The sequence below is a fragment of the Xanthomonas hydrangeae genome (assembly GCF_032697525.1).
Classification (GTDB): domain Bacteria; phylum Pseudomonadota; class Gammaproteobacteria; order Xanthomonadales; family Xanthomonadaceae; genus Xanthomonas; species Xanthomonas hydrangeae.
In genome coordinates this window covers 2,659,013-2,678,710 of record NZ_CP103836.1, presented here as the reverse complement: position 1 = coordinate 2,678,710, position 19,698 = coordinate 2,659,013, and the positions used below count along the sequence as shown (strand labels likewise).

Here is a 19,698-nt window from a genome sequence, read left to right as displayed (position 1 = left end):
AAAACTCCGTCGAAATGACGCTGCATGCAAGTAATGCTGCCCAGCATACCGGCTGCGCAGCACGCACGGCATGCGCTGGAAGTCAGGGGGTCGCGTCGGCAGTCAGCCGCCGGCTGGTCTGGCGGAAACGCAGGCCCATCAGGATCGACGCCACGGTCAGGCCCAGAATCAGGCCAATCCACATGCCTTGCGGGCCCCAGCCAAGTCCTAGGCCGAGCCCGGCACCGATCGGCATACCCACGCCCCAATACGAGAACATCGCCAGGAACATCGGCACACGGGTGTCCTTGAGCCCACGCAGCGCGCCGCTGGAGAGCACCTGGATGCCGTCGGGAAACTGGAAAGTAGCTGCGTACAGCAGCAGCACCGAGGCCAGCGCCGCCACCGCCACATCGTCGGTATAGACGCTCACGATGGCGTCGTGGCCCAGCAACAACACGCTGGCCGACAACGCCTGGGTGCCCAGCACGATGGCGTAGCCGGCCCAGGCCGCACGCCGCATGCCGAGCGGATCGCCGCGCCCCACCGCATGCCCGACCCGCACGGTGGTGGCCTCGGCCACGCCCATCGGGATCATGAAACACAGCTGCGCGACGTTGATCGCAATCTGGTGCGCTGCCGCTTCGGTGGAGCCGAGCCGGCCGATCAGCAAAGCGGTGACGATGAACAGACCGCCCTCCATCAGCACGGTGATGCCGATCGGTAGACCGGTGCGCAACAGGTCACCAATCGCCCGCCAGCGCGGCCCCTCAAAACGGGCGAACAACTGCAGATGCGCAAAGCGGCGCGAGCGCCACAGATACAGCGCAAACGCCAGTGCCTGCACCCACATGGTGATCGCCGAGGCCATGCCCAGGCCTTGCGCACCGTGCTCGGCAAAACCGAATTTGCCGTAGGTCAGCGCATAACCCAGCGGCGCCAGCACCAGCAAGCCACCGAAGCCCAGCAGCATGGTCGGCAGCGTCCAGTGCATGCCTTCGCTGAGGTAGCGCATGCAGAAGTAGAACGTCAGCGCCGGCCCGCCCCAGCGCACCGCATGCAGGAAGTCGGTCGCGCCCGGCACGATGTCCGGCGCAATCCCGAAGGTCGGCAGCAGCGGCGGCACCGCGCTCAGGAAGGCGAACATCACAGCGCCCAGCCCCAGCGACAGCCACAGGGCCTGGCGGAACAACGGGCCGATCTCGCGCTCGCGGCCGGCACCGACCAGTTGCGACACCGAGGCGGTCAACGAGATCAGCGTGCCGATCGGCACCAGCATCGGCAGCCACAACAACGAAGTGCCGATAGTGACCGCCGCCAACGTCGCGGTGCCGTGGTGGCCGGCGATGACGTTGTCGACGAAACCGATCAGGCCGGTGGAGACGTGGCCGAGCACCAGCGGCAGCGCAAGCAGCCCGGTGGTGCGCACTTCCGCAGCGAAGCCTGGCGTCGCGGACGTGGGTGCAGGAGAAACAGACATGACAAACCGATCGCTGCGCGGACTACGGCCGTGCCGGGAGGCGCTGGCACCGGGTCGCGCGGGGCCGACATCTTACCCGCACTGTGCGACGTGGGTCAGTCAGCCTCCCATGCGCCAGCGGCGCGCGGACGCGCGACGGTGCGTTGAGGGTTTCGACAGCAACGGTTTCGACATCAGCGCGCCAGTTGCCGCTTCAACCATGCATTGCGCGTTGCAGGCGCCTCGGCCAGCAAGGCATCGCGCAAGGCATCGCGCTCCTGCGGCGGGGTGCGCTGCGCCAACAGCGCCAGCTGCTCCAGCTGCCCGGCATCCAGGCTGCGCAGCACGCTCAAGAGCGCGTCGCGCTGTGCCGGCGGTACGTAGCCGATCAATGGCTGCAACGGGGAATAGAACGCGCCCAGCTGCGAGCCCAGGCGCCAGCCATCGCGATGCAGGCGATCCATGACAGTGAACTGCGTGCGCAATGCGCGCTGCTGGTCTTCGGGCAAGGCATGCAGACGCTCGCGTGCCTGCCGCAGTACCACCCGGTCGGTGGCGGTGAGCCCTTTCCACGCGGCATAGCGGGCGCGCAGCTCGGCCTGCTGTGCCGGCGTCAATGCATCCCAGCGCGCGCGTTGCTGTGCGGCGCTCGGGGTCGCGGAAGTTGGAGTCGCGGGCGTCGCGGCGTCGGGCGTTGAGCCACCTGACGGCGCGGCAGCGCTGCCTTCTTCCAAGGGCGCCGGCAGGGCTTGCGCACCGGCCACCCCGACAGCGGCGCACAACAGCAGGCCGCACCACTTAATTCTCGTCATCGACGGTCTCCATCGGGGCGGCAGGCGGCTCGGCGGCGGTGGCATGCGCGCCGGATTCGTCGGCTGGCACCGGATGGCCGGCCGCATACCAGGCGTAGAAATCGGCCGCGCGCGCCAGTTCCAGATCCGGGTCGGCCAGCATCGCCTGGTCGCGCGGGTCCATGCCGGGGGTTGCCGCTGCGTCCGGCAGGTCGGCGGCGGGAAGTTCTTCCACCAGCACCGGCGCGGCGCCGGTGACATGCAGCACGCCGGCCGGCGCCTGCGAGACCGGCTCGGGTGGCAGTGCGGGCCGGCGATGGGTCCACCACCAGCCCAGCACTGCGAGCAGCAGTGCCAATGCCAGCACCGCCAGCACGATGCCGGCGTGGCGGCGCGAGATCCGCGGCCAATGCCACTGACGGGCGGGGCGCACACGTGGCGCCGCCGGACGACGCGGCTCGGCAGCGGCGACCACAGGCGCTGCCGCCGCCGGTTGCAGCGGCATGCCGGCCAGGGCCGAATCGCGGAGTTGCCCCAGTCGACTCACCTGCGCCGGGGTGAGATCGCGCAACTCCTGCTGCGCCGCCTCGGCCAGCACCCGCCACGCCTGCGCATCCGGATTGCCGGCTGCATTACGCGGGCAGGCGCGGGCCAGCGACTGCCGGTACGCGGCCACGTCGATGCCCTGCACCTCGCTGGCGGACTCTTCTTCCAGCCCGGCCACGATACGCAGCAGCAGCGCCAGCCGGTCGGCGGTCTGCATTCGCCCCAGCGCGGTGAACGGGGGCAGCCAGGTGCCCGGCATGGGCTCACGTCGCAGCGGCGGGGCAGCTGCCAACAGGCTCCAAAAGCGCATCGGCCAGCCGGCCATCGGGCGCCCTGCCGCCTGGCTGCTGAAGGCACGTAGCGCCGCAGCCAGGGCCCGCTCGGCCGCCGCCACATCGCCGCATTGCAGTTGCGCGAGCACCAGACCCCGGCGTTCGACACCGCGCAGGAAGGCTGACAGCGCGGCAGGGGTGACAGGGGCGTCGGGGACTACGGTCATGAGAACTCCAGCATCGGCCGGCATGATACCGACGCAACTGGCCCCCGCCGATGGCTTGACAGATCGAGCCGGCCTTGCTCCGCCCTTACACGGGCCGCGACCGCCACCCGTGCGGGTTGTGCACAGCGGCAGACATACCGATACGTGCGCGTCTGTCAACTGTTGGTTTTTCCCTGTTGCAATCATGTTTCACGCCTAAGTAATTGATATTGAATGACTTATGCGCGGTGGCTAAAAAATGTCCAAGAGGTTGCAGAGGCTAGTGAATCCGCCTTCACGGCGTGGAGCACGAGACTAATTCACAGGTTTATCCACAGGCAGTGTGGATAAACCGGTTTCCTTAACCCTCACATAGGTTTACGTCGTATTTATCACTTGCGTCACAGAAACGCGCCGTAAGCCAAGGTGCCGATTTGGGGCGATCTGATACCCGACTGCCGGCCTCTGGACAGGGTCGGTAGACTGGCCGGATGTCTTCGACCGTCGCCACCCTGCGTGTCGCCTTGCCGGTGCCGCTGCCCCAGTTGTTCGACTATCTGCCCCCGGCCGATGCCCCGCTGACCGATCCGGCGCGGGTCGGCTGCCGGGTGCGGGTGCCGTTCGGGCCGCGCGAACTGGTCGGAGTGGTAGTGGACATCGGGCAATTGGCCTCGACCGAGGGGCTACGCCCCGCCTTGGCCTGGTGCGACGATGCCCCGCTGCTGGTCGACGAACTGGCCCGCTCGCTGCACTGGCTGGCGCGCTACACCCACGCCCCGCTTGGCGAAGCCCAGGCCAGCGCCCTGCCCGGCCCGTTGCGGCGTGGCGAGCCGCTGGCCGATACCCATGCCTGGGCCTGGCAGCTGACCGAGGCCGGGCGCACCGGCGCCACCGGTTTGCGCACCGGTAGCCGGCCGGCGCTGCTGGCGGCCCTACTGCTGGCCGGTGCGGTGGGTGAAGAACAGCTCGACCCGTTGCTGCCGGAATGGCGGCAGGCCGCGCGCAGCCTGGCCAAGCGCGACTATGCCGAGCGCGTGGCGGTACCCGCCGATGCGATCCCGGCGCGCCCCGGCAGCGGCCCGCAACTCAATGACGAACAGCACGCCGCCGCCGCCGCCGTGCGTGCGCACACCGGCTTTGCCACCTATCTGCTCGATGGCGTCACCGGCAGCGGCAAGACCGAGGTGTACCTGCAGGCGATCGCCGATTGCCTTGCCGCCGGACGCCAGGCGCTGGTGCTGGTGCCGGAAATCGGCCTGACCCCGCAAACGCTGGGCCGCTTCCGCGCCCGCCTGGGCGTGCCGGTGCACGCGCTGCACTCCGGCCTGTCCGATGGGGAACGCGCCCGCGTGTGGGCGGCCGCCTGGCGTGGCGAGGCAAAACTGATCGTCGGCACCCGCTCGGCGATCTTCATTCCGCTGCCCAAGGCCGGCCTGATCGTGGTCGATGAAGAACACGACGGCAGCTACAAGCAGCAGGACGGCATCCGCTACCACGCCCGCGATTTCGCGCTGGTGCGCGGCAAGGCGCTGGATGTGCCGGTGATTCTGGGCAGCGCCACGCCATCGCTGGAAAGCCTGCACAACGCCTATTCCGGGCGCTACCAGCATCTGCGCCTGTCGCGTCGAGCCGGCGAGGCGCGTCCGCCACGCGTGCGCGTGCTCGACGTGCGCAAGCGTCCGCTCAAGGACGGCCTGTCGCCGGAGGTGCTTGCCGGTATCGGCGCCACCCTGGCGCGCGGCGAGCAGGTGCTGGTGTTCAAGAACCGCCGCGGCTACGCGCCGGTGCTGCTATGTCACGACTGCGGCTGGACCGCCGCCTGCCAACGCTGCAGCACGCCGCTGCACCAGACCCCGATGACCGTGCACGCCGGCGGCCGGCGCCTGCAATGCCATCACTGCGGCGCGCGCCAATCCGCACCGCTGGCCTGCCCAGCCTGCGCCAGTCTGGCGCTGCAGCCGCAAGGCATCGGCACCGAGCGGCTGGAAGAACGCCTGACCGAGGCGTTCCCGGAGTTTCCGGTGGTGCGTATCGATCGCAGCACCACCCTGCGCCGCGATGCCCTGGAAACCCAACTCGCCCGGCTCGGTACCGAAGCCGGCATCCTGGTCGGCACCCAGATCCTGGCCAAGGGCCACGACCTGCCACGGCTGACCATGGTGGTGGTGGTCGGCATCGACGAAGGCCTGTTTTCGGCCGATTTCCGCGCCGCAGAGAAACTCTCCCAGCAGCTGATCCAGGTGGCAGGACGCGCCGGGCGTGCCGACCGCCCCGGCGAGGTCTGGTTACAGACCCACCACCCGGAACATCCCTTGCTGCAGACCCTGGTCAACGGCGGTTATCACGCCTTTGCCGATGCCGAACTGCAGCAGCGCGAGGCCGCTGGATTTCCACCCTTCGCGCATCTGGCGCTGTTCCGCGCCGAGGCCAAGGATGTGGCGGCCGCCAATCAGTTTTTGATGGCAGTGCGTGGATTGACCACGTCAGACACCACGACGCAATCGCCCGCGTTTGCCGCAGTGGAATGCTACGGCCCGATGCCCGCACCGATGCCGCGCCGCGCCGGTTTCCAGCGAACCCAGTTGTTGTTGTCCGCGCAACAGCGTTCGGCCCTGCATCGTCTGCTGGACGCGCAGTTGCCTGCGATCTATGCGCTACCGCAGGCGCGGCGCGTGCGCTGGTCGCTGGATGTGGATCCGATCGATCTGTATTAGTGCAGGGCATGTCGAACACGCGGCTGCAGCCAGATTCACGTTTTGCGCGCTGTGCCCAGATCCCTGATCGCGCATGGCGTGATCTTTTGTAGGAGCGCACCTGGGCGCGATGCGGCATTACCGGCACTGCCATCGCGCACGGGTGCGCTCCTACAGAAAACGCGAGCTATTTGGCCGTGCGATGTACGAGGCCCACGTACTTGCAGCAACGTGTCGTGTCGGCAGCGCGTGCGGTGCCTGCCATGGACCATGCTGGCATGAGCGGAAACGCGAAACTCAGGTCAGCGCCGTCATCACGCCACGCTGGTACGCAGGCCGCGCGCGCAAGCGCTGGTACCACGCCTGCAGATGCGGCAAATCGGGCCGGTCGATCGGCATCTCGAACCAGGCGTAGATAAAGCTGCCGAGCGGAATGTCACCCATCGCGAACTGTTCGCCGGACAGATACGGCTGTTGCGCCAATGCCGCATCGGCGCGTGCAAGCAGTTCGCCTGAGCGCATCAAAGCAGCGGCGATGCGTGCGTGATCGCGCTCGGCCTCGGGGGTGCGCAGCACGCCCCAGAACAGATCGCGAAACACACCGGCAAATGTCGAGGTGGTCCAGTCCATCCAGCGATCGCCCAGCGCGCGTTCGGCCGGCGATTGCGGATACAGGGCCGGCGCATAACGCGCGGCCAGATAACGCACGATCGCGTTGGATTCCCACAGCACCAACTGGCCATCCTGCAGCGTCGGCACCACCCCGTTCGGATTCAACGCGCGATACGCGGGCGTGTCGTTACCACCGAAAGCGCCACCCACTTCGATCGATGTGTAGGGCACTGCGGCTTCTTCGGCGCACCACAACACCTTGCGCACATTGCTGGAATTGCGGCGCCCCCATAACGTGATCGTTGGTGTCTGCGCGGTGGGCTGCGTTGCAGCAGGTGCCATGGTCATTTCCCTGCCGCCGGCTTGGACGTCGCGCGCGCCGCAGGCTTCGCAGCGGAGGCTTGCGCTGATCCAGCAGCAGCGGACTGCGCAGCCTTCGCTCGCACGCCCTTGGGTGCATCGCGTAGCCACAGCGCCTGCTCGTCCTGCTTGATCTCGAACAAGCCGATCGCGCGCACCAGATCGCTGAGCTTGCGGTAGCCGTAGTTGCGCGGATCGAACGAGGCCTGGTTGGCCACCTGCTTGCCCACCGCACTCAGCAGCGCCCAGCCATCGTCTTCGCGGGCACTGTCGATCGCATTGCGCAGCATCTGCACCAGACGCGTATCGCTGCGCAGCGCCGTGGCGTCCTTGCGCCCTGCAGCGGTGTCGCCAGCTGCCGCCGCCTGCTCGCCCAGCGCTTCGACATAGGTGAACTTGGAGCAGGCATTGACGAACGGCGCCGGGGTTTTCTTCTCGCCGAAGCCGTACACCTTCATGCCATCGGTGAGCAGACGCATCACCAGCGGGATGAAATCCGCATCGCTGGAGACGATGGCAAACCCGTCCAGATTGCGCGCGTACAACAGGTCCATCGCATCGATCACCATCGCCATGTCAGAGGCGTTCTTGCCCGAGCTGTAGGCGAATTGCTGGATTGGCCGGATCGCATAATCGTGCAGCGCCGCTTCCCAGTTTTTCAGGTGCGGGCTCTTCCAGTTGCCGTAGGCGCGGCGCACATTGGCCACACCGTAGCGCGCCACTTCGGCCAGCACCACGTCGATCTTGCCGGCCGGCGCGTTGTCGGCATCGATCAGCAAGGCGATGCGTTTGTCGGGGTTGTCGATCATGCTCATTGCTCCCAGGAATCGGCAGAGTCGGTTTCGGTATTTTCAGCAGTTGCGCCCGGCAACGCGTATTCGCTGCCATCGCGCATGGTGAGCATCCCGTTGGTCAGCGTCTCGCTTTCTGCCCCGGCGCTGACCCAGGTGGCATGCACCCGCCCCGCGCCACGATCGCCTTCCACATTGAAGACAAAATCATCGCCGCCCGGCGCAAGACCGGTGCGATACAGATCCACCCGCATCGTGTGGATCTGGCCGATCCGCTCCTGCACCACCGCATCGTCCTGCAGCGCGGTGCGCGCCTGATCGGCGAACAGCGACCAGCCGGTGACGATCAACCAGCCGAGCGCCCCGAGCACCAGCATGCCGAACAGCATCGCGCAGCCTGCAAGGCCGATCAGGCCGATCGCGACCCCGCTGAGCCGCTTTCGAACGGGACGCACTGCCGGCGCGGACGGCGCTGCGGCAGACGTGGAGGAGGAAAACGGCGATTGCGGCGGAGGTGACAACGGCGGCAAGGGCGGTGGCGGCAACGACATGCGGGAACCGGATCGACGGGATGCGACATGATGCCGCAGGCAGGCCGAATTCAGGCGTCATGTTCAGTGCAAATGCGGCATGCTGATGAGCCCGCGTCGCATTCCATCGGACTCTACGATGACTTCTCCTCCCTCCCAAGCTCCACTGCATCTGGTCGTGGTTGGTGGCGGTTTTGCCGGCTTATGGGCGACCCGCGCGCTCGATGATCCCGGCATCCGCATCACCCTGATCGACCGCCAGAACCATCACCTGTTCCAGCCGTTGCTGTACCAGGTGGCCACCGCCGGCCTGTCGGCACCGGATATCGCCGCACCGCTGCGGCACATCCTGCGCGAACAACGCAATGTCGAAGTAGTGCTCGGCGACGTCGCCGAGATCGCACCGGCCCGCCGCGAAGTGGTGCTTGCCGATGGCAACACGCTCGGCTACGACATGCTGCTGCTGGCCACCGGCGCCACCCATGCCTACTTCGGCAACGATCACTGGGCCGAGCATGCGCCAGGCCTGAAAACGCTCTACGACGCGCTGGTGCTGCGGCGCAAATTGCTGCTGGCCTTCGAGCGTGCCGAAGCCGAATCCGACCCGGCCGCACGCGCCGCCTGGCTTAGCTTTGCGGTGGTTGGCGGGGGCCCGACCGGCGTCGAGCTGGCCGGCACGCTGGCCGAAATCGCCCGCCATACGCTCAAGGACGAATTCCGCCACATCGATCCGCAGCAGGCGCGCGTGCGTCTGGTCGAAGCTGGCCCGCGCGTGCTGCCCTCGTTCCCGGAAGATCTCACCGACAAGGCGCGCAAGCAGCTGGAACGCCTGGGCGTGGAAGTACACACCGGTACGCCGGTGACGCATATCGACGCGCTCGGCTATCAACTCGGCGATACCTTCGTGCCCGCGCGTACCGTCGTCTGGGCGGCCGGCGTGGCCGCCTCGCCGCTGGCGCGTACGCTGGGCGTGCCGCTGGATCGCGCCGGGCGCGTGCTGGTGCAGCCGGACCTGAGCGTGCCCGGCCATCCGGAGATCTTTGTCGGCGGCGACCTGGCCTCGGTGCAGCAGGATGGCCGCCCGGTGCCGGGCGTGGCGCCGGCGGCCAAGCAGATGGGCAAGCACATCGCCAAGGCGATCCGCGCGCGCCATCGCGGCCAGGCCACGCCGGCGTTCCGCTATCAGGACTACGGCAATCTGGCCACCATCGGCCGCATGGCCGCGATCGTGCATGTGGGCAAGCTCAAGCTGTCCGGCATCGTCGCCTGGTGGTTCTGGCTGGCCGCGCACGTGTACTTCCTGATCGGCTTCCGTAACCGCTTCGTGGTGCTGGTGAACTGGGCAATGGCGTACTGGAGCTACCAGCGCGCCGCACGCATCATCTTCGGTGGCGCAACCGACGACCCGCCGCCCAACAGCAAAGACGGATGACAGTGCGACGGGCGGTGCGCGATGCTGTGCCGCCCGTTCCCACTGCGGCGCCGTGACCACTCTCCTGTTCCTGCTGGATCTGCTCGGCACCTTCGTGTTCGCTCTCAGCGGCGCCACCGTGGCGGTGCGCAATCGCCTGGATCTGTTCGGCGTGCTGGTGCTGTCGTGCGCGGCCGCAGTCTCCGGCGGCATCGTGCGCGATGTGTTGATCGGCGCCACCCCGCCGGCTGCGTTGGTGCATCCGCAGTATCTGCTCATCGCCTGCCTGGCCGGGGTGGCCGGTTTCCGCTGGCATGCCGCGGTGGAACGGCTGCGCAACCCGGTGCAACTGTTCGACGCAGCCGGGCTGGCCTTGTTTGCGGTCTACGGCACCAGCAAGGCGCTGGACTATCAGCTCAGTCCGCTCAGCGCGACCTTGCTCGGCATGCTCAGCGGCATCGGCGGCGGCATCGCGCGCGACCTGCTGGTCGCACGCACGCCGGTGGTGTTGCAGGCGGAGCTCTATGCAGTGGCCGCACTCGCAGGCGGCGGCCTGGTCGCGATCGGGCATGTGCTCGACGTGCCGCAAGCCTGGTCGCTGGCGACAGGTGCGGGCGTGTGTTTTGGCCTGCGTTTCATGGCGATCCGTTATGGCTGGCATCTGCCAGTGGCGCGCCTGCCGGAGTAGCTGTCGGCCAAAGCGACAATGCCGGGCGCATCATCCGGACGGTTCGTCAGCTTTTCGAAGGACATGAAAACTGCACACCTGCAACGCAAACGGCCCGGAAAACCGGGCCGTTTTTTGCAACCTGACGCGCGTGATCGAACCGATCAGGCGACGAACAGTGCCTTCATCTTCTTCAGCGCGTTCGCCTCGATCTGGCGAATCCGCTCGGCCGACACACCGTACTCGTCGGCCAGCTCCTGCAAGGTCACCTTGGAATCGGAATCCAGCCAGCGACGCTTGACGATGTCGCGCGAACGCGTATCCAGACCGGACAGCCCTTCGCGCAACAGCTGCAGCTGGTTGTCTTCGCTGTCGTGACGCTCGTAGGCCTGCGACGGATCTTCCTCATTGGCGACCAGGTAGCTCACCGGCGACGGCGGGCCATGATCGTCGTCCTCATCGGACGAAGCATCGAAGCCGATATCGCGACCGGACAGACGCGACTCCATCTCCATCACTTCGCGCTCGGAGACGTTCAGGTCCTTGGCGACCGCAGTCACTTCGGAGGCATTGAGCCAGCCCAGGCGCGTCTTGGACTTGCGCAGGTTGAAGAACAGCTTGCGCTGCGCCTTGGTCGTGGCGACCTTGACGATGCGCCAGTTCTTCAGGATGAACTCATGCATTTCGGCACGGATCCAGTGCACTGCGAAGCTGACCAGGCGCACACCCATTTCCGGGTCGAAGCGCTTGACCGCCTTCATCAGGCCAATGTTGCCTTCCTGGATCAGGTCGCCCAGCGGCAGGCCGTAGCCGTTGTAGCCGCGGGCCACGTGGACCACGAAGCGCAGGTGGGAATGGACCAGTTCGCGCGCGGCGTCCAGATCCAGCTCGTCGCGGAAACGACGGGCGAGATTCTGTTCCTCATCGACCGACAGCACCGGGATCTGGTGCACGGCACCGATGTAGGCGTCCAGCGAACCGAGCGCACTGGGAATCGGGAGATTGTTTGCCACGAGGGCAGTCGAGGTAGTCTGGTTCATAGGCACCATCTTAGCAGTCGAACTATTGGACTGCCGGGTACAGTAAGAGTTCCCAGCGTTCCATTTATAGGACGTTCGGGCTTTTGACCATACCGGCGTTCCAGCGGTCAACTCCACGAATCGATGAGTAAGTTATCACCGCCACGCTGCGAAGACCGTGACAAAACCAATGCGAATTGAGGTGCCACCCGACTCGTTCAGCCGCTGGCGGGCGTGGTGTCGAGCGCGTTACGCGGTGGTAGCGACCAGTCGATCGGGCCGAGCCCGCGCCGCTGCAGATGCTCGTTGGTCTTGGAGAAGTGCTGGCAGCCCAGAAAGCCGCGGTGCGCCGACAACGGCGAGGGATGCGGGGCCTTGAACACCCGATGGCGCGCCTGGTCGATGACCTTGCCCTTGGACTGTGCATAACTGCCCCACAGCAGGAACACCAGGCCTTCGCGCTCGCGGTTGAGCGTTTCCACAACGTGATCGGTAAAGCCTTCCCAGCCCTTGTTCTGGTGCGCGCCGGCACGCCCCTGCTCCACCGTCAGCACTGCATTGAGCAACAGCACGCCCTGACGCGCCCACGGCATCAGATAGCCGTGGTCCGGCCGCGCTATGCCCAGGTCGTCCTGAATTTCCTTGTAGATGTTGAGCAGCGACGGCGGCACCGGCACGCCGGGCAGCACCGAAAAGCACAGCCCATGCGCCTGGCCTTCGCCGTGATACGGGTCCTGGCCCAGGATCACCACCTTGACCTGCTCGAACGGGGTGGCATCGAAAGCGGCAAAGATCTGCGGGCCCGGCGGAAATACCCGCGCACCGGCCGCCTTGCGCTGACGCAGGAAGGCGGACAGCTCCTGCATCTCCGGGCGCAATAACCAATCACCCACGCGCGCCTTCCACGACGGTTCCAGCTGGATACGTGCTTCTACTTCGGCCACATCTAACATTTCAGTCATAGCGTGACAGCCTGATCCTCGAGCCGTGCCAGGCGCAGCTGGAACAACACCTTGGTCACCAGCAGCCGCTCTTCAATGGGTTTTTGCACCAGATCGTTGGCGCCGGCGCGCAGCAGTTCGGATTGATTGCGCGGATTGGTGTCGCCGGTCATCACCAGCACCGGCAGACGGCGCTTGCCGTAGGCGAAATCGATGCGGATGCGCTCGACCACGTCGCGGCCGTTGAGCTCGCCTTTCAGGGTCACATCGGTCAGCACCACGTCGATGCGGCGCTCGGTGCGGCCCAGCGATTCGGCGGTGAGCAGCGCGAAGGCGTCTTCGGCGGTGAGCACATGGATGACCTTCAGGCTCTGGCGCTCGAGCATGCGCTTGGTCGCCTCGGCCACCACGCGGCTGTCTTCGATGTAGAGAACGGTCGCACCGACGATCGGCTCCGGCTGCACGTAGCCGCGGATGAAGGTCGCCAGGGCTTCGTGGCCCAGCGCCTTGTCGAAATAATCGGTGACGTACTCGGTGAAGCGGCGCTCCACCAGATGCTGCTGCGCATCGCCGGAGACCACGATCACCGGTACATAGGCCTGGCCCGCCGTTTCGCGCACACTGCGCGCCAGGGTCAGGCCGTCGCCGTCGGGCAGCGACAGCGAGGTGGTGACCAGATCCACCGTGCCGGCCTCCAGCGCCTCACGCGCCTCGGCAATGCTGGAGCAGCCGATCACCTGCACATTCGGCAGGTCGCGGGTCAGCACATCGGCAATCAGCTTGCGCACCAGTTTCGAGCCATCGACCACCATCACGCGCGGCGCGTCGCTGATCAGGTGTTTGAGATCTGGTGGATGCATGGCAGGCCTCAGGTCTCGGTGGGACGGGTCTGGCGAAGGAAATGGCCGGTCACCAGCCAGGCGCCCAGCCAACCCAGGACCAGGGTGCCGACCAGCACCATCGCAGAATGCAGCAGATCGAGCCCGTGCAGGGTAAAAGAACTGCCATAGCTGTCGGCCAATGTCGCCAACGGTGCCTGCAAGGCCAACCCGGAGGCGGCGATCAGCGCGAGCGCAACCGCGCCGGCACCCAGCCCGTACCACGCACCCAGATACAGAAACGGGCGCCGGATGAAGCCATCGCTGGCGCCCAGCAACTGCAGCACGCCGATTTCTTCGCGCCGCGACTGGATGTCCAGCCGCACGGTGTTGCCGACCACCAGTACCGCGCCGACGCCGAGCAGTGCCGAGAGCACCTGCACCAGACGCTCGCCAAAGCGCAGCCAGCCATCCAGGCGTTTGCGCCACAGCGCGTCGTGCTGCACCTGGTCGGTCTGCGGCAAGGCCTGCAGCGCGCCGGCCAGTTGCGCATCGTCGGCCGCATCGGTCGGGGTGACGATCAATAGCGTGGGGAGCGGGTTGTCGCCGAGCGCATCGATCGCCCCATTGAGCTTGGCGCTTTCACGCAGCTCGGTCAGTCCCTGTGCGGGCGTACGCAGGGTGACCTGGGCGACGTCGGGGCGCGCACGCAGCTCGCCAGCCAGGGCCTGCGCGGCATCGGCGCCGATCTCCACCTTCAGGAACAGATTGATCTCGCGCGATTGCTGCACGCTGCCGGCCAGCAGCTTGACGTTGTCCAAGGCGATCGACAGCCCCAGCGGCAAGGCCAGTGCCAGCGCCATCACCACGATGGTCAGCAAGGTGGCCCACGGCTTGCGCATCGCCCGGCCCAGGCTGAAGGCGATGCTGTGCAGATGGTGGTCGATCCACACGCCGAACCGCGAGGGTGCGGCGGCTTCGGTATTGGCGGGCTTGCTCATTCGGCCAGATCCTGCGGCGAGATGTCGTCCACCAGCCGGCCGTGATCCAGGATCAGCACGCGCTTGCGCATCTGCTTGAGCAAGGCCAGGTCGTGGCTGACCACCAGCACACTGGTGCCGCGCGCCGGCAACTCGGCGAACAACTGCATGATTTCGGCGGCCAGCGCCGGGTCGAGATTGCCGGTGGGCTCATCGGCCACCAGCAGGCGCGGTTCGCCGACGATGGCACGGGCGATGCCCACGCGCTGCTGCTCGCCGGCCGACAGCTGCGACGGCAAGGCCTTCTCGCGATGGGCCAACCCAATCCGCTCCAGCGCCGAACGCACGCGCTTGCCGATCTCGGCGCGGCGGGTGCCACGCAGGATCAATGGCAATGCCACGTTCTCGGCGATGCTGCGGTCGGTCAGCAGGCGATGGTCCTGATAGACCGCCCCCACCTGGCGACGATGCAGCGGGATGTGCCGGCCGCGCACCTTGAGCAGGTTGCGCTCACCCAGCAGCACCGCGCCCTGGCTCGGGCGCTCGCTGAGGTGGATCAATTTGAGCAAGGTACTTTTGCCGGCGCCGGAGTGGCCGGTCACGAACAGCATCTCGCCATCGGCCACTTCGAAGCTGACATCGGTCAGCGCCTGGTGGCCACCGGCGTAGTGCTTGCTGACGTTGTCGAAACGCAGAACGGTCATCCAGCGATTATGCCGGAGCGCCAACGCTTGCGTCGCATCGCCGACGGCCGGCGATGCGATTGCAGCGGCAACAGATCAGTTGCCGGAGACCAGCGAACGCAATCTGCGGCCGATACGGCTCAGCAGCGACGGGCTACCCGACGGCTTGGTCGTACTGCGCACCGGCTTTGCGACCACCTGGGTCGGCTTACGCGGTGCGGCCGGCGCGGCAACCGGTGTGGACGCCACGGCTGGCTCGGCACCTTCGACCGGACGACCGTTGCGGCGGCGACGACGCTTGCGCGGTGCGCGCTCGGCATCGGCCACGCCGGTGGATGGCGCTTGCGCAGCCGCTGCTGCGACCACGGGCGTTTCCGAGGCTGCGGCAACGGTTGCGGTCTCGGCGGCAACGTCGCCTTCGACTCGCGGCTTGCGGCGCGGACGCGGCTTGCTATCGGCACTGCCGCCGTCACGGCGACCGCCACCACTGCTGCTGCCGCGCGAGGCGCCACCCGGGCCGCTGCGGCCACCGCCACGACGCTGCTCTTCGGCGGCACGCTGTTCGCGCGCCTCGCGGAAGATCGTGCCCACGCTGTCGCCGGCGTCGGCGTCGACCTCTTCGCCTTCCACCGGCACGCGTGCGGCACGCGGCAACGGGATCAGCAGTTCGGAGGTCACCGGCTCGACCGGGATCTTCTGCGCGATGTAGGCCTCGATGTCCGGCAGGCTCATCGCATAGCGCTCGCAGGCGAAGCTGATCGCATCGCCTTCTTCGCCCAGCCGCGCGGTACGGCCGATGCGGTGCACGTAGTCTTCCGCATCGAACGGAAGGTCGTAGTTGTAAACGTACTTGACGCCGTCGATGTGCAGGCCGCGCGCGGCCACATCGGTGGCGACCAGGATTTCGAGCTGGCCCTTCTGGAAGCGGTTGAGCAGCGACTCGCGCTTCTTCTGCGGCACGTCGCCGGACAGCACGCCGACCCGGTAACCGTGGCGCTCCAGGGTGCGCGCCACGCGCTCGACGAACGCCTTGGTATTGACGAACACCATGGTGCGCGCGCCTTCGCTGCGCGACAGCAGGCCCAGCAGCAGCGTCTGCTTCTCTTCGTCGGACGGGAAGTAGATGCGCTGGCGCACGCGCGCGGCGGTGATGGTCTCGGTCTCGACCACCAGCTTTTCCGGCTCGTTCATGTGCTCGTAGGCGAGCTCGAGCACGCGGTGGCTCAGCGTGGCCGAGAACAGCAGCGTCTGGCGGGTGCCGCGCTCGGGCATGCGCCGCAGCAGGAAGCGGATGTCCTTGATGAAGCCCAGATCGAACATGCGATCGGCTTCGTCCAGCACACAGATCTCGCAGGCGTGCAGCGAGACCACCTTGTGCTGCTTGACGTAGTCGATCAGCCGGCCCGGGGTGGCGATGATCACGTCCACGCCCTGCTGCAGCAGCTCGCGCTGCTTGTCGTAGTCCACCCCGCCGTAGACCAGCGCAAAGCGCAGGCCCAGGTCGGCGCCGAACTTGACAGCATCCTTGTGAATCTGGATCGCCAGCTCGCGGGTCGGGGCCAGGATCAGCGCGCGCGGGTCTTCCGGCTTGCGGTCGGCCAGCGCCGGGCGGTTCAGCAGGCGGTTCACCACCGTCACCAGGAACGCCAGCGTCTTGCCGGTGCCGGTCTGGGCCTGGCCTGCGACATCGCCGCCCGGCAGCGCGACCGGCAGGGTCAGTGCCTGGATCGGGGTACAGCGGGTGAACCCGGCGCTCTCCAGCCCGGCGATCAGGGCCGGATGCAGGTCGAACGTGGAAAAAGTCAAATCGGTCAGCGGTTTGTCGCTCATTATTCCGTCTTCGTGAGGCGCCCTGAGCAGCCCGGGCGCGGCTTGCATCGATGCCGACAGCGTCGCAAACTGCGGCTGTTGTGGCGGACAGCGCGGCTTCAGGACTGACACTTGATTCAGTCGCGCAATGCCCCAGTTTAACGCAATGTAGCGGCCTGCCCGTTCGGGCGGGCCGTTTTGGTTTCCAGGAGACCCAACGTGAGCGACAAGGTTCAACATGTCGGCGATGCCGACTTCGAGGCAGCTGTACTGCAATCCGGCGAACCGGTGCTGGTGGATTTCTGGGCCGAATGGTGTGGCCCGTGCAAGATGATCGCCCCGGTACTGGACGATCTGGCCGATACATATCAGGGCAGACTGAAGGTTGCCAAGGTCAATGTGGACCAGAACCGCGCCCTGGCCATCAAGTACCACGTGCGGTCGATCCCGATGCTGCTGCTGTTCAAGGACGGGCAGGTGCAGGCAACCCAGATCGGGGCGGTTGGCAAGGGCCAACTCACCCAGATGATCGACAAGACCCTGGGCGGCGCGGCCGCCTGAGCGAGCGGGCGTCCCAGCGATGGGCGCCCCCGATGTTTCGCCAGCAGTTAAACCCTGCCCCGGCAGACGCTTGCGCGGTTGAGCGCAGCGGTGATAGTGTCAGTCGATCCGGAGCACGTTCGTGCGCCGCCGTACCCCTCTAGAACGTCTCTCTAGACTCCCATCACCATAGTTCGCCCCCCAGCCGGGCGCTCGCACTCTTAGCGAGGAATCAAGCACTTGTCCGATCATCCTTCTTCCGATACCGGGAGCGTCGACGCTCCTGTCGAGAAACGCGTGCGCAAGCCGCGCGTGAGCAAGACCGCCGTTGCCAATGACGACGGTGGCGCACAGCAGCCCAACCTGCCCTTGCCCGCCAGCCCTGTACCGGATGTTCCGCGTGCGCCGCAGGCACCGTCGCACGCTGCCGATTCGGCACCGGCGCAGACGTCCAGCGATGGCGCATATGCCGGTAACGCCCCCAGCGCCAGTCAGGGCAATCAAGGCAACCAGGGCGGCGACAATCATGGCGAATCCCGCGAGGGTGGCCAGTCGCAGCAGCAGCGCTTCAACCAGGCGCAGAACCAGCAGAACCAGAATCAGGCGCAGAGCCGGGGTCAAGGCCAGAACCAGGGTCAGGCCCAGGGCCAGCCGCAAGGTCAAGGTCAAGACCAAGGTCAGAACGCCGGCCAGAATCAGCAAGGCCAGGGTCAGGGGCAGAACCAGCAGGGCAATCGCCGTGACCGGTTCCGCAACCGCCGCGACCGTGGGCCGCGCGATCGGTTCGGTAATGAAACCGGTGGCGGCATGCCGTCGTCGGACGGCAGCAACGAGCCCTTCATCGCGCGTCCGCATCCGGCCGTGCCGGAGGGCTTCCCGGTGTATTCGCTGAGCGACCTCAAGCGGATGCCGGCGCAGAAGCTGCTGGATATCGCCGATCAGCTCAACATCCAGGAAGGCGTGGCGCGTGCGCGCAAGCAGGACGTGATCTTCGCTCTGCTCAAGGTGCTGACCCGCCACGGCGAAGGCGTTGCCGCCGACGGCGTGCTGGAAATCCTGCCCGACGGCTTCGGCTTCCTGCGTGCCGCAGAAGCCAGCTACCTGGCCGGCCCGGACGATACCTATATCTCGCCCAGCCAGATCCGCCGCTTCAACCTGCGCACCGGCGACCATCTGTCCGGCCGCATCCGCTTCCCGAAGGACGGCGAACGCTATTTCGCGCTGTCGATCGTCGACACCATCAACGGCGAGCCGCTGGAAGCCAGCAAGAACAAGGTGCTGTTCGAGAACCTGACCCCGCTGTTCCCGCGCCGGCGTTTCCGTCTGGAGCGTGGCGATGGGTCCACCGAGGACATCACCGGCCGCATCCTGGATCTGATGGCGCCGCAGGGTAAGGGTCAGCGTGCGCTGATCGTCTCCCCGCCCAAGGCTGGTAAGACGATGATGATGCAGCAGGTGGCAACGGCCATCACCAGCAATCATCCCGAAGTGCACATGATCGTGTTGCTGATCGACGAGCGCCCGGAAGAAGTGACCGAAATGCAGCGCACCGTGCGCGGCGAGGTCATCTCCTCGACGTTCGACGAGCCGGCTGCGCGTCACGTGCAGGTTGCCGAAATGGTGATCGAGCGGGCCAAGCGCCTGGTCGAGCACAAGAAGGACGTGGTGATCCTGCTCGACTCGATCACCCGTCTGGCACGCGCCTACAACAATGTGGTGCCCAGCTCCGGCAAGGTGCTCACCGGCGGTGTGGACGCCAACGCATTGCATCGCCCGAAGCGCTTCTTCGGTGCGGCCCGTAATGTCGAAGAAGGCGGCTCGCTGACCATCATCGCCACGGCGCTGGTCGAGACCGGCAGCAAGATGGACGAGGTGATCTACGAAGAATTCAAGGGCACCGGCAACAGCGAAGTGCATCTGAACCGTCGCATCACCGAAAAGCGCGTTTACCCGGCGATCGACATCAACCGTTCTGGTACGCGTCGCGAAGATCTGTTGATCGAGCCGGAGCTGCTGCAGAAGATCTGGATCCTGCGCAAGCTGCTGCACCCGATGGACGAAATCGCAGCGATGGAATTCCTGCTGGACAAGATGAAGACCACCAAGTCCAACGACGAGTTCTTCAGTTCGATGAAGCGCTGATTTCGATCGGCATTCTCGATAAGAAAAAGCCCCGCATTGCGGGGCTTTTTTGTGGGTGCGCGATTGGATGCATTCACGAGCCTGGTTGGTCGAGTGCGCGGTGCCCTCACCGCTCGCGGGACACGCCGTGAATCCGTCCATGGAGGCTTGGTAGCGGCATCCATGCCGCCACACGGTCCCGCAACCGGCGAGGACACCGCACCAGAAAGTTAGTCGGCTGCTTTGTTAAAAACCATGCACACCGACCATCTTGACGGGTCCTTGCCCGCCCACCGTCGCGGGACCTTACGCGGCATGGATGCCGCGTAAGAGCCTACACGGACGTACTTGCGGCGTGTCCTGCGATGGTGGGCGGGCAAGGACCCTGCAGCCAAGCCTCAGATACTGCGCCTCGCAGCGAATAACCAAGATCATTCGCTCTGCAAAAAAAAGCATGAAGTAGTTTGCCA

17 protein-coding genes are annotated in these 19,698 nt (G+C 66.3%); 5 read left to right on the top strand and 12 right to left on the bottom strand.

All coding sequences use genetic code 11. The features are described 5' to 3' along the window. Nucleotides 1–82 precede the first annotated feature (82 nt). The 3 genes from NYR97_RS11120 to NYR97_RS11110 form a co-directional block, all read right to left on the bottom strand. Nucleotides 83–1,459 (bottom strand): MATE family efflux transporter, encoded by a 1,377-nt coding sequence (locus NYR97_RS11120; protein WP_316692940.1) that lies wholly within the window; start codon nucleotides 1,457–1,459, stop codon nucleotides 83–85. Nucleotides 1,460–1,632: 173 nt separating this feature from the next. After that, nucleotides 1,633–2,250: a DUF3106 domain-containing protein gene (locus NYR97_RS11115; RefSeq protein WP_316692939.1), complete on the bottom strand. Its 618-nt coding sequence runs from the start codon at nucleotides 2,248–2,250 to the stop codon at nucleotides 1,633–1,635. Then, on the bottom strand, nucleotides 2,237–3,274 hold the full coding sequence (locus tag NYR97_RS11110) for a hypothetical protein (protein WP_316692938.1): 1,038 nt from the start codon (nucleotides 3,272–3,274) through the stop codon (nucleotides 2,237–2,239). Before NYR97_RS11110 ends, NYR97_RS11115 begins: the two co-directional genes overlap by 14 nt. Before the next feature lie 470 nt (nucleotides 3,275–3,744). On the opposite strand from NYR97_RS11110, the gene NYR97_RS11105 reads away from it, so the two are divergent. Beyond that, nucleotides 3,745–5,967, top strand: a complete 2,223-nt coding sequence (locus NYR97_RS11105) for a primosomal protein N' (protein ID WP_316692937.1) — start codon at nucleotides 3,745–3,747, stop codon at nucleotides 5,965–5,967. A 276-nt stretch (nucleotides 5,968–6,243) separates the two neighbouring features. Here the strand turns inward: NYR97_RS11105 and NYR97_RS11100 are convergent, their stop codons facing one another. The 3 genes from NYR97_RS11100 to NYR97_RS11090 are packed head-to-tail and all read right to left on the bottom strand — an operon-like array spanning nucleotide 6,244 to nucleotide 8,260. Next, complete coding sequence (locus NYR97_RS11100; RefSeq protein WP_316692936.1) at nucleotides 6,244–6,906, bottom strand: glutathione S-transferase family protein; 663 nt, start codon at nucleotides 6,904–6,906, stop codon at nucleotides 6,244–6,246. Continuing rightward, a complete protein-coding gene (locus NYR97_RS11095) occupies nucleotides 6,903–7,733 on the bottom strand; it encodes an NYN domain-containing protein (protein ID WP_316692935.1) in 831 nt (276 codons plus the stop codon). Before NYR97_RS11095 ends, NYR97_RS11100 begins: the two co-directional genes overlap by 4 nt. Next, entirely contained in the window at nucleotides 7,730–8,260 is a 531-nt protein-coding gene (locus NYR97_RS11090) for a hypothetical protein (RefSeq protein WP_316692934.1), read from the bottom strand. Before NYR97_RS11090 ends, NYR97_RS11095 begins: the two co-directional genes overlap by 4 nt. Nucleotides 8,261–8,378: 118 nt before the next feature. On the opposite strand from NYR97_RS11090, the gene NYR97_RS11085 reads away from it, so the two are divergent. Next, nucleotides 8,379–9,671, top strand: a complete 1,293-nt coding sequence (locus NYR97_RS11085; RefSeq protein WP_316692933.1) for an NAD(P)/FAD-dependent oxidoreductase — start codon at nucleotides 8,379–8,381, stop codon at nucleotides 9,669–9,671. Nucleotides 9,672–9,723: 52 nt separating this feature from the next. Next, a complete protein-coding gene (locus tag NYR97_RS11080; RefSeq protein WP_006453142.1) occupies nucleotides 9,724–10,338 on the top strand; it encodes a trimeric intracellular cation channel family protein in 615 nt (204 codons plus the stop codon). 143 nt (nucleotides 10,339–10,481) lie between these two features. Here NYR97_RS11080 and rpoH read toward each other — a convergent pair whose 3' ends face one another. From rpoH to rhlB, 6 genes are all read right to left on the bottom strand, one after another. Continuing rightward, on the bottom strand, nucleotides 10,482–11,357 hold the full coding sequence (gene rpoH, locus NYR97_RS11075; RefSeq protein ID WP_006453141.1) for an RNA polymerase sigma factor RpoH: 876 nt from the start codon (nucleotides 11,355–11,357) through the stop codon (nucleotides 10,482–10,484). Nucleotides 11,358–11,554: 197 nt separating this feature from the next. Beyond that, complete coding sequence (ung, locus tag NYR97_RS11070) at nucleotides 11,555–12,280, bottom strand: uracil-DNA glycosylase (protein WP_054591102.1); 726 nt, start codon at nucleotides 12,278–12,280, stop codon at nucleotides 11,555–11,557. Between the two features lie 14 nt (nucleotides 12,281–12,294). Next, nucleotides 12,295–13,137, bottom strand: a complete 843-nt coding sequence (locus NYR97_RS11065; RefSeq protein WP_316692932.1) for a response regulator — start codon at nucleotides 13,135–13,137, stop codon at nucleotides 12,295–12,297. A gap of 8 nt (nucleotides 13,138–13,145) precedes the next feature. Beyond that, nucleotides 13,146–14,096, bottom strand: a complete 951-nt coding sequence (gene ftsX, locus NYR97_RS11060; protein ID WP_316692931.1) for a permease-like cell division protein FtsX — start codon at nucleotides 14,094–14,096, stop codon at nucleotides 13,146–13,148. Then, nucleotides 14,093–14,779, bottom strand: a complete 687-nt coding sequence (ftsE, locus tag NYR97_RS11055; RefSeq protein ID WP_023905405.1) for a cell division ATP-binding protein FtsE — start codon at nucleotides 14,777–14,779, stop codon at nucleotides 14,093–14,095. The genes ftsX and ftsE overlap by 4 nt, the downstream gene beginning before the upstream one ends. Nucleotides 14,780–14,854: 75 nt before the next feature. Beyond that, entirely contained in the window at nucleotides 14,855–16,588 is a 1,734-nt protein-coding gene (gene rhlB, locus NYR97_RS11050) for an ATP-dependent RNA helicase RhlB (protein WP_316692930.1), read from the bottom strand. Between the two features lie 198 nt (nucleotides 16,589–16,786). Between rhlB and trxA the strand changes: the two genes are divergently transcribed. Further along, a complete protein-coding gene (gene trxA / locus NYR97_RS11045) occupies nucleotides 16,787–17,128 on the top strand; it encodes a thioredoxin TrxA (RefSeq protein WP_205392719.1) in 342 nt (113 codons plus the stop codon). Nucleotides 17,129–17,347: 219 nt separating this feature from the next. Continuing rightward, nucleotides 17,348–19,249 (top strand): transcription termination factor Rho, encoded by a 1,902-nt coding sequence (gene rho, locus NYR97_RS11040; protein ID WP_316692929.1) that lies wholly within the window; start codon nucleotides 17,348–17,350, stop codon nucleotides 19,247–19,249. The last annotated feature ends 449 nt before the right edge of the window (nucleotides 19,250–19,698 follow it).

Coding starts and splice junctions, on each gene's coding strand:
- NYR97_RS11120 (WP_316692940.1), bottom strand. CDS start 1,459: ATGTCTGTTTCTCCTGCACCCACGTCCGCGACGCCAGGCTTCGCTGCG.
- NYR97_RS11115 (WP_316692939.1), bottom strand. CDS start 2,250: ATGACGAGAATTAAGTGGTGCGGCCTGCTGTTGTGCGCCGCTGTCGGG.
- NYR97_RS11110 (WP_316692938.1), bottom strand. CDS start 3,274: ATGACCGTAGTCCCCGACGCCCCTGTCACCCCTGCCGCGCTGTCAGCC.
- NYR97_RS11105 (WP_316692937.1), top strand. CDS start 3,745: ATGTCTTCGACCGTCGCCACCCTGCGTGTCGCCTTGCCGGTGCCGCTG.
- NYR97_RS11100 (WP_316692936.1), bottom strand. CDS start 6,906: ATGACCATGGCACCTGCTGCAACGCAGCCCACCGCGCAGACACCAACG.
- NYR97_RS11095 (WP_316692935.1), bottom strand. CDS start 7,733: ATGAGCATGATCGACAACCCCGACAAACGCATCGCCTTGCTGATCGAT.
- NYR97_RS11090 (WP_316692934.1), bottom strand. CDS start 8,260: ATGTCGTTGCCGCCACCGCCCTTGCCGCCGTTGTCACCTCCGCCGCAA.
- NYR97_RS11085 (WP_316692933.1), top strand. CDS start 8,379: ATGACTTCTCCTCCCTCCCAAGCTCCACTGCATCTGGTCGTGGTTGGT.
- rpoH (WP_006453141.1), bottom strand. CDS start 11,357: ATGAACCAGACTACCTCGACTGCCCTCGTGGCAAACAATCTCCCGATT.
- NYR97_RS11065 (WP_316692932.1), bottom strand. CDS start 13,137: ATGCATCCACCAGATCTCAAACACCTGATCAGCGACGCGCCGCGCGTG.
- ftsX (WP_316692931.1), bottom strand. CDS start 14,096: ATGAGCAAGCCCGCCAATACCGAAGCCGCCGCACCCTCGCGGTTCGGC.
- ftsE (WP_023905405.1), bottom strand. CDS start 14,779: ATGACCGTTCTGCGTTTCGACAACGTCAGCAAGCACTACGCCGGTGGC.
- rhlB (WP_316692930.1), bottom strand. CDS start 16,588: ATGAGCGACAAACCGCTGACCGATTTGACTTTTTCCACGTTCGACCTG.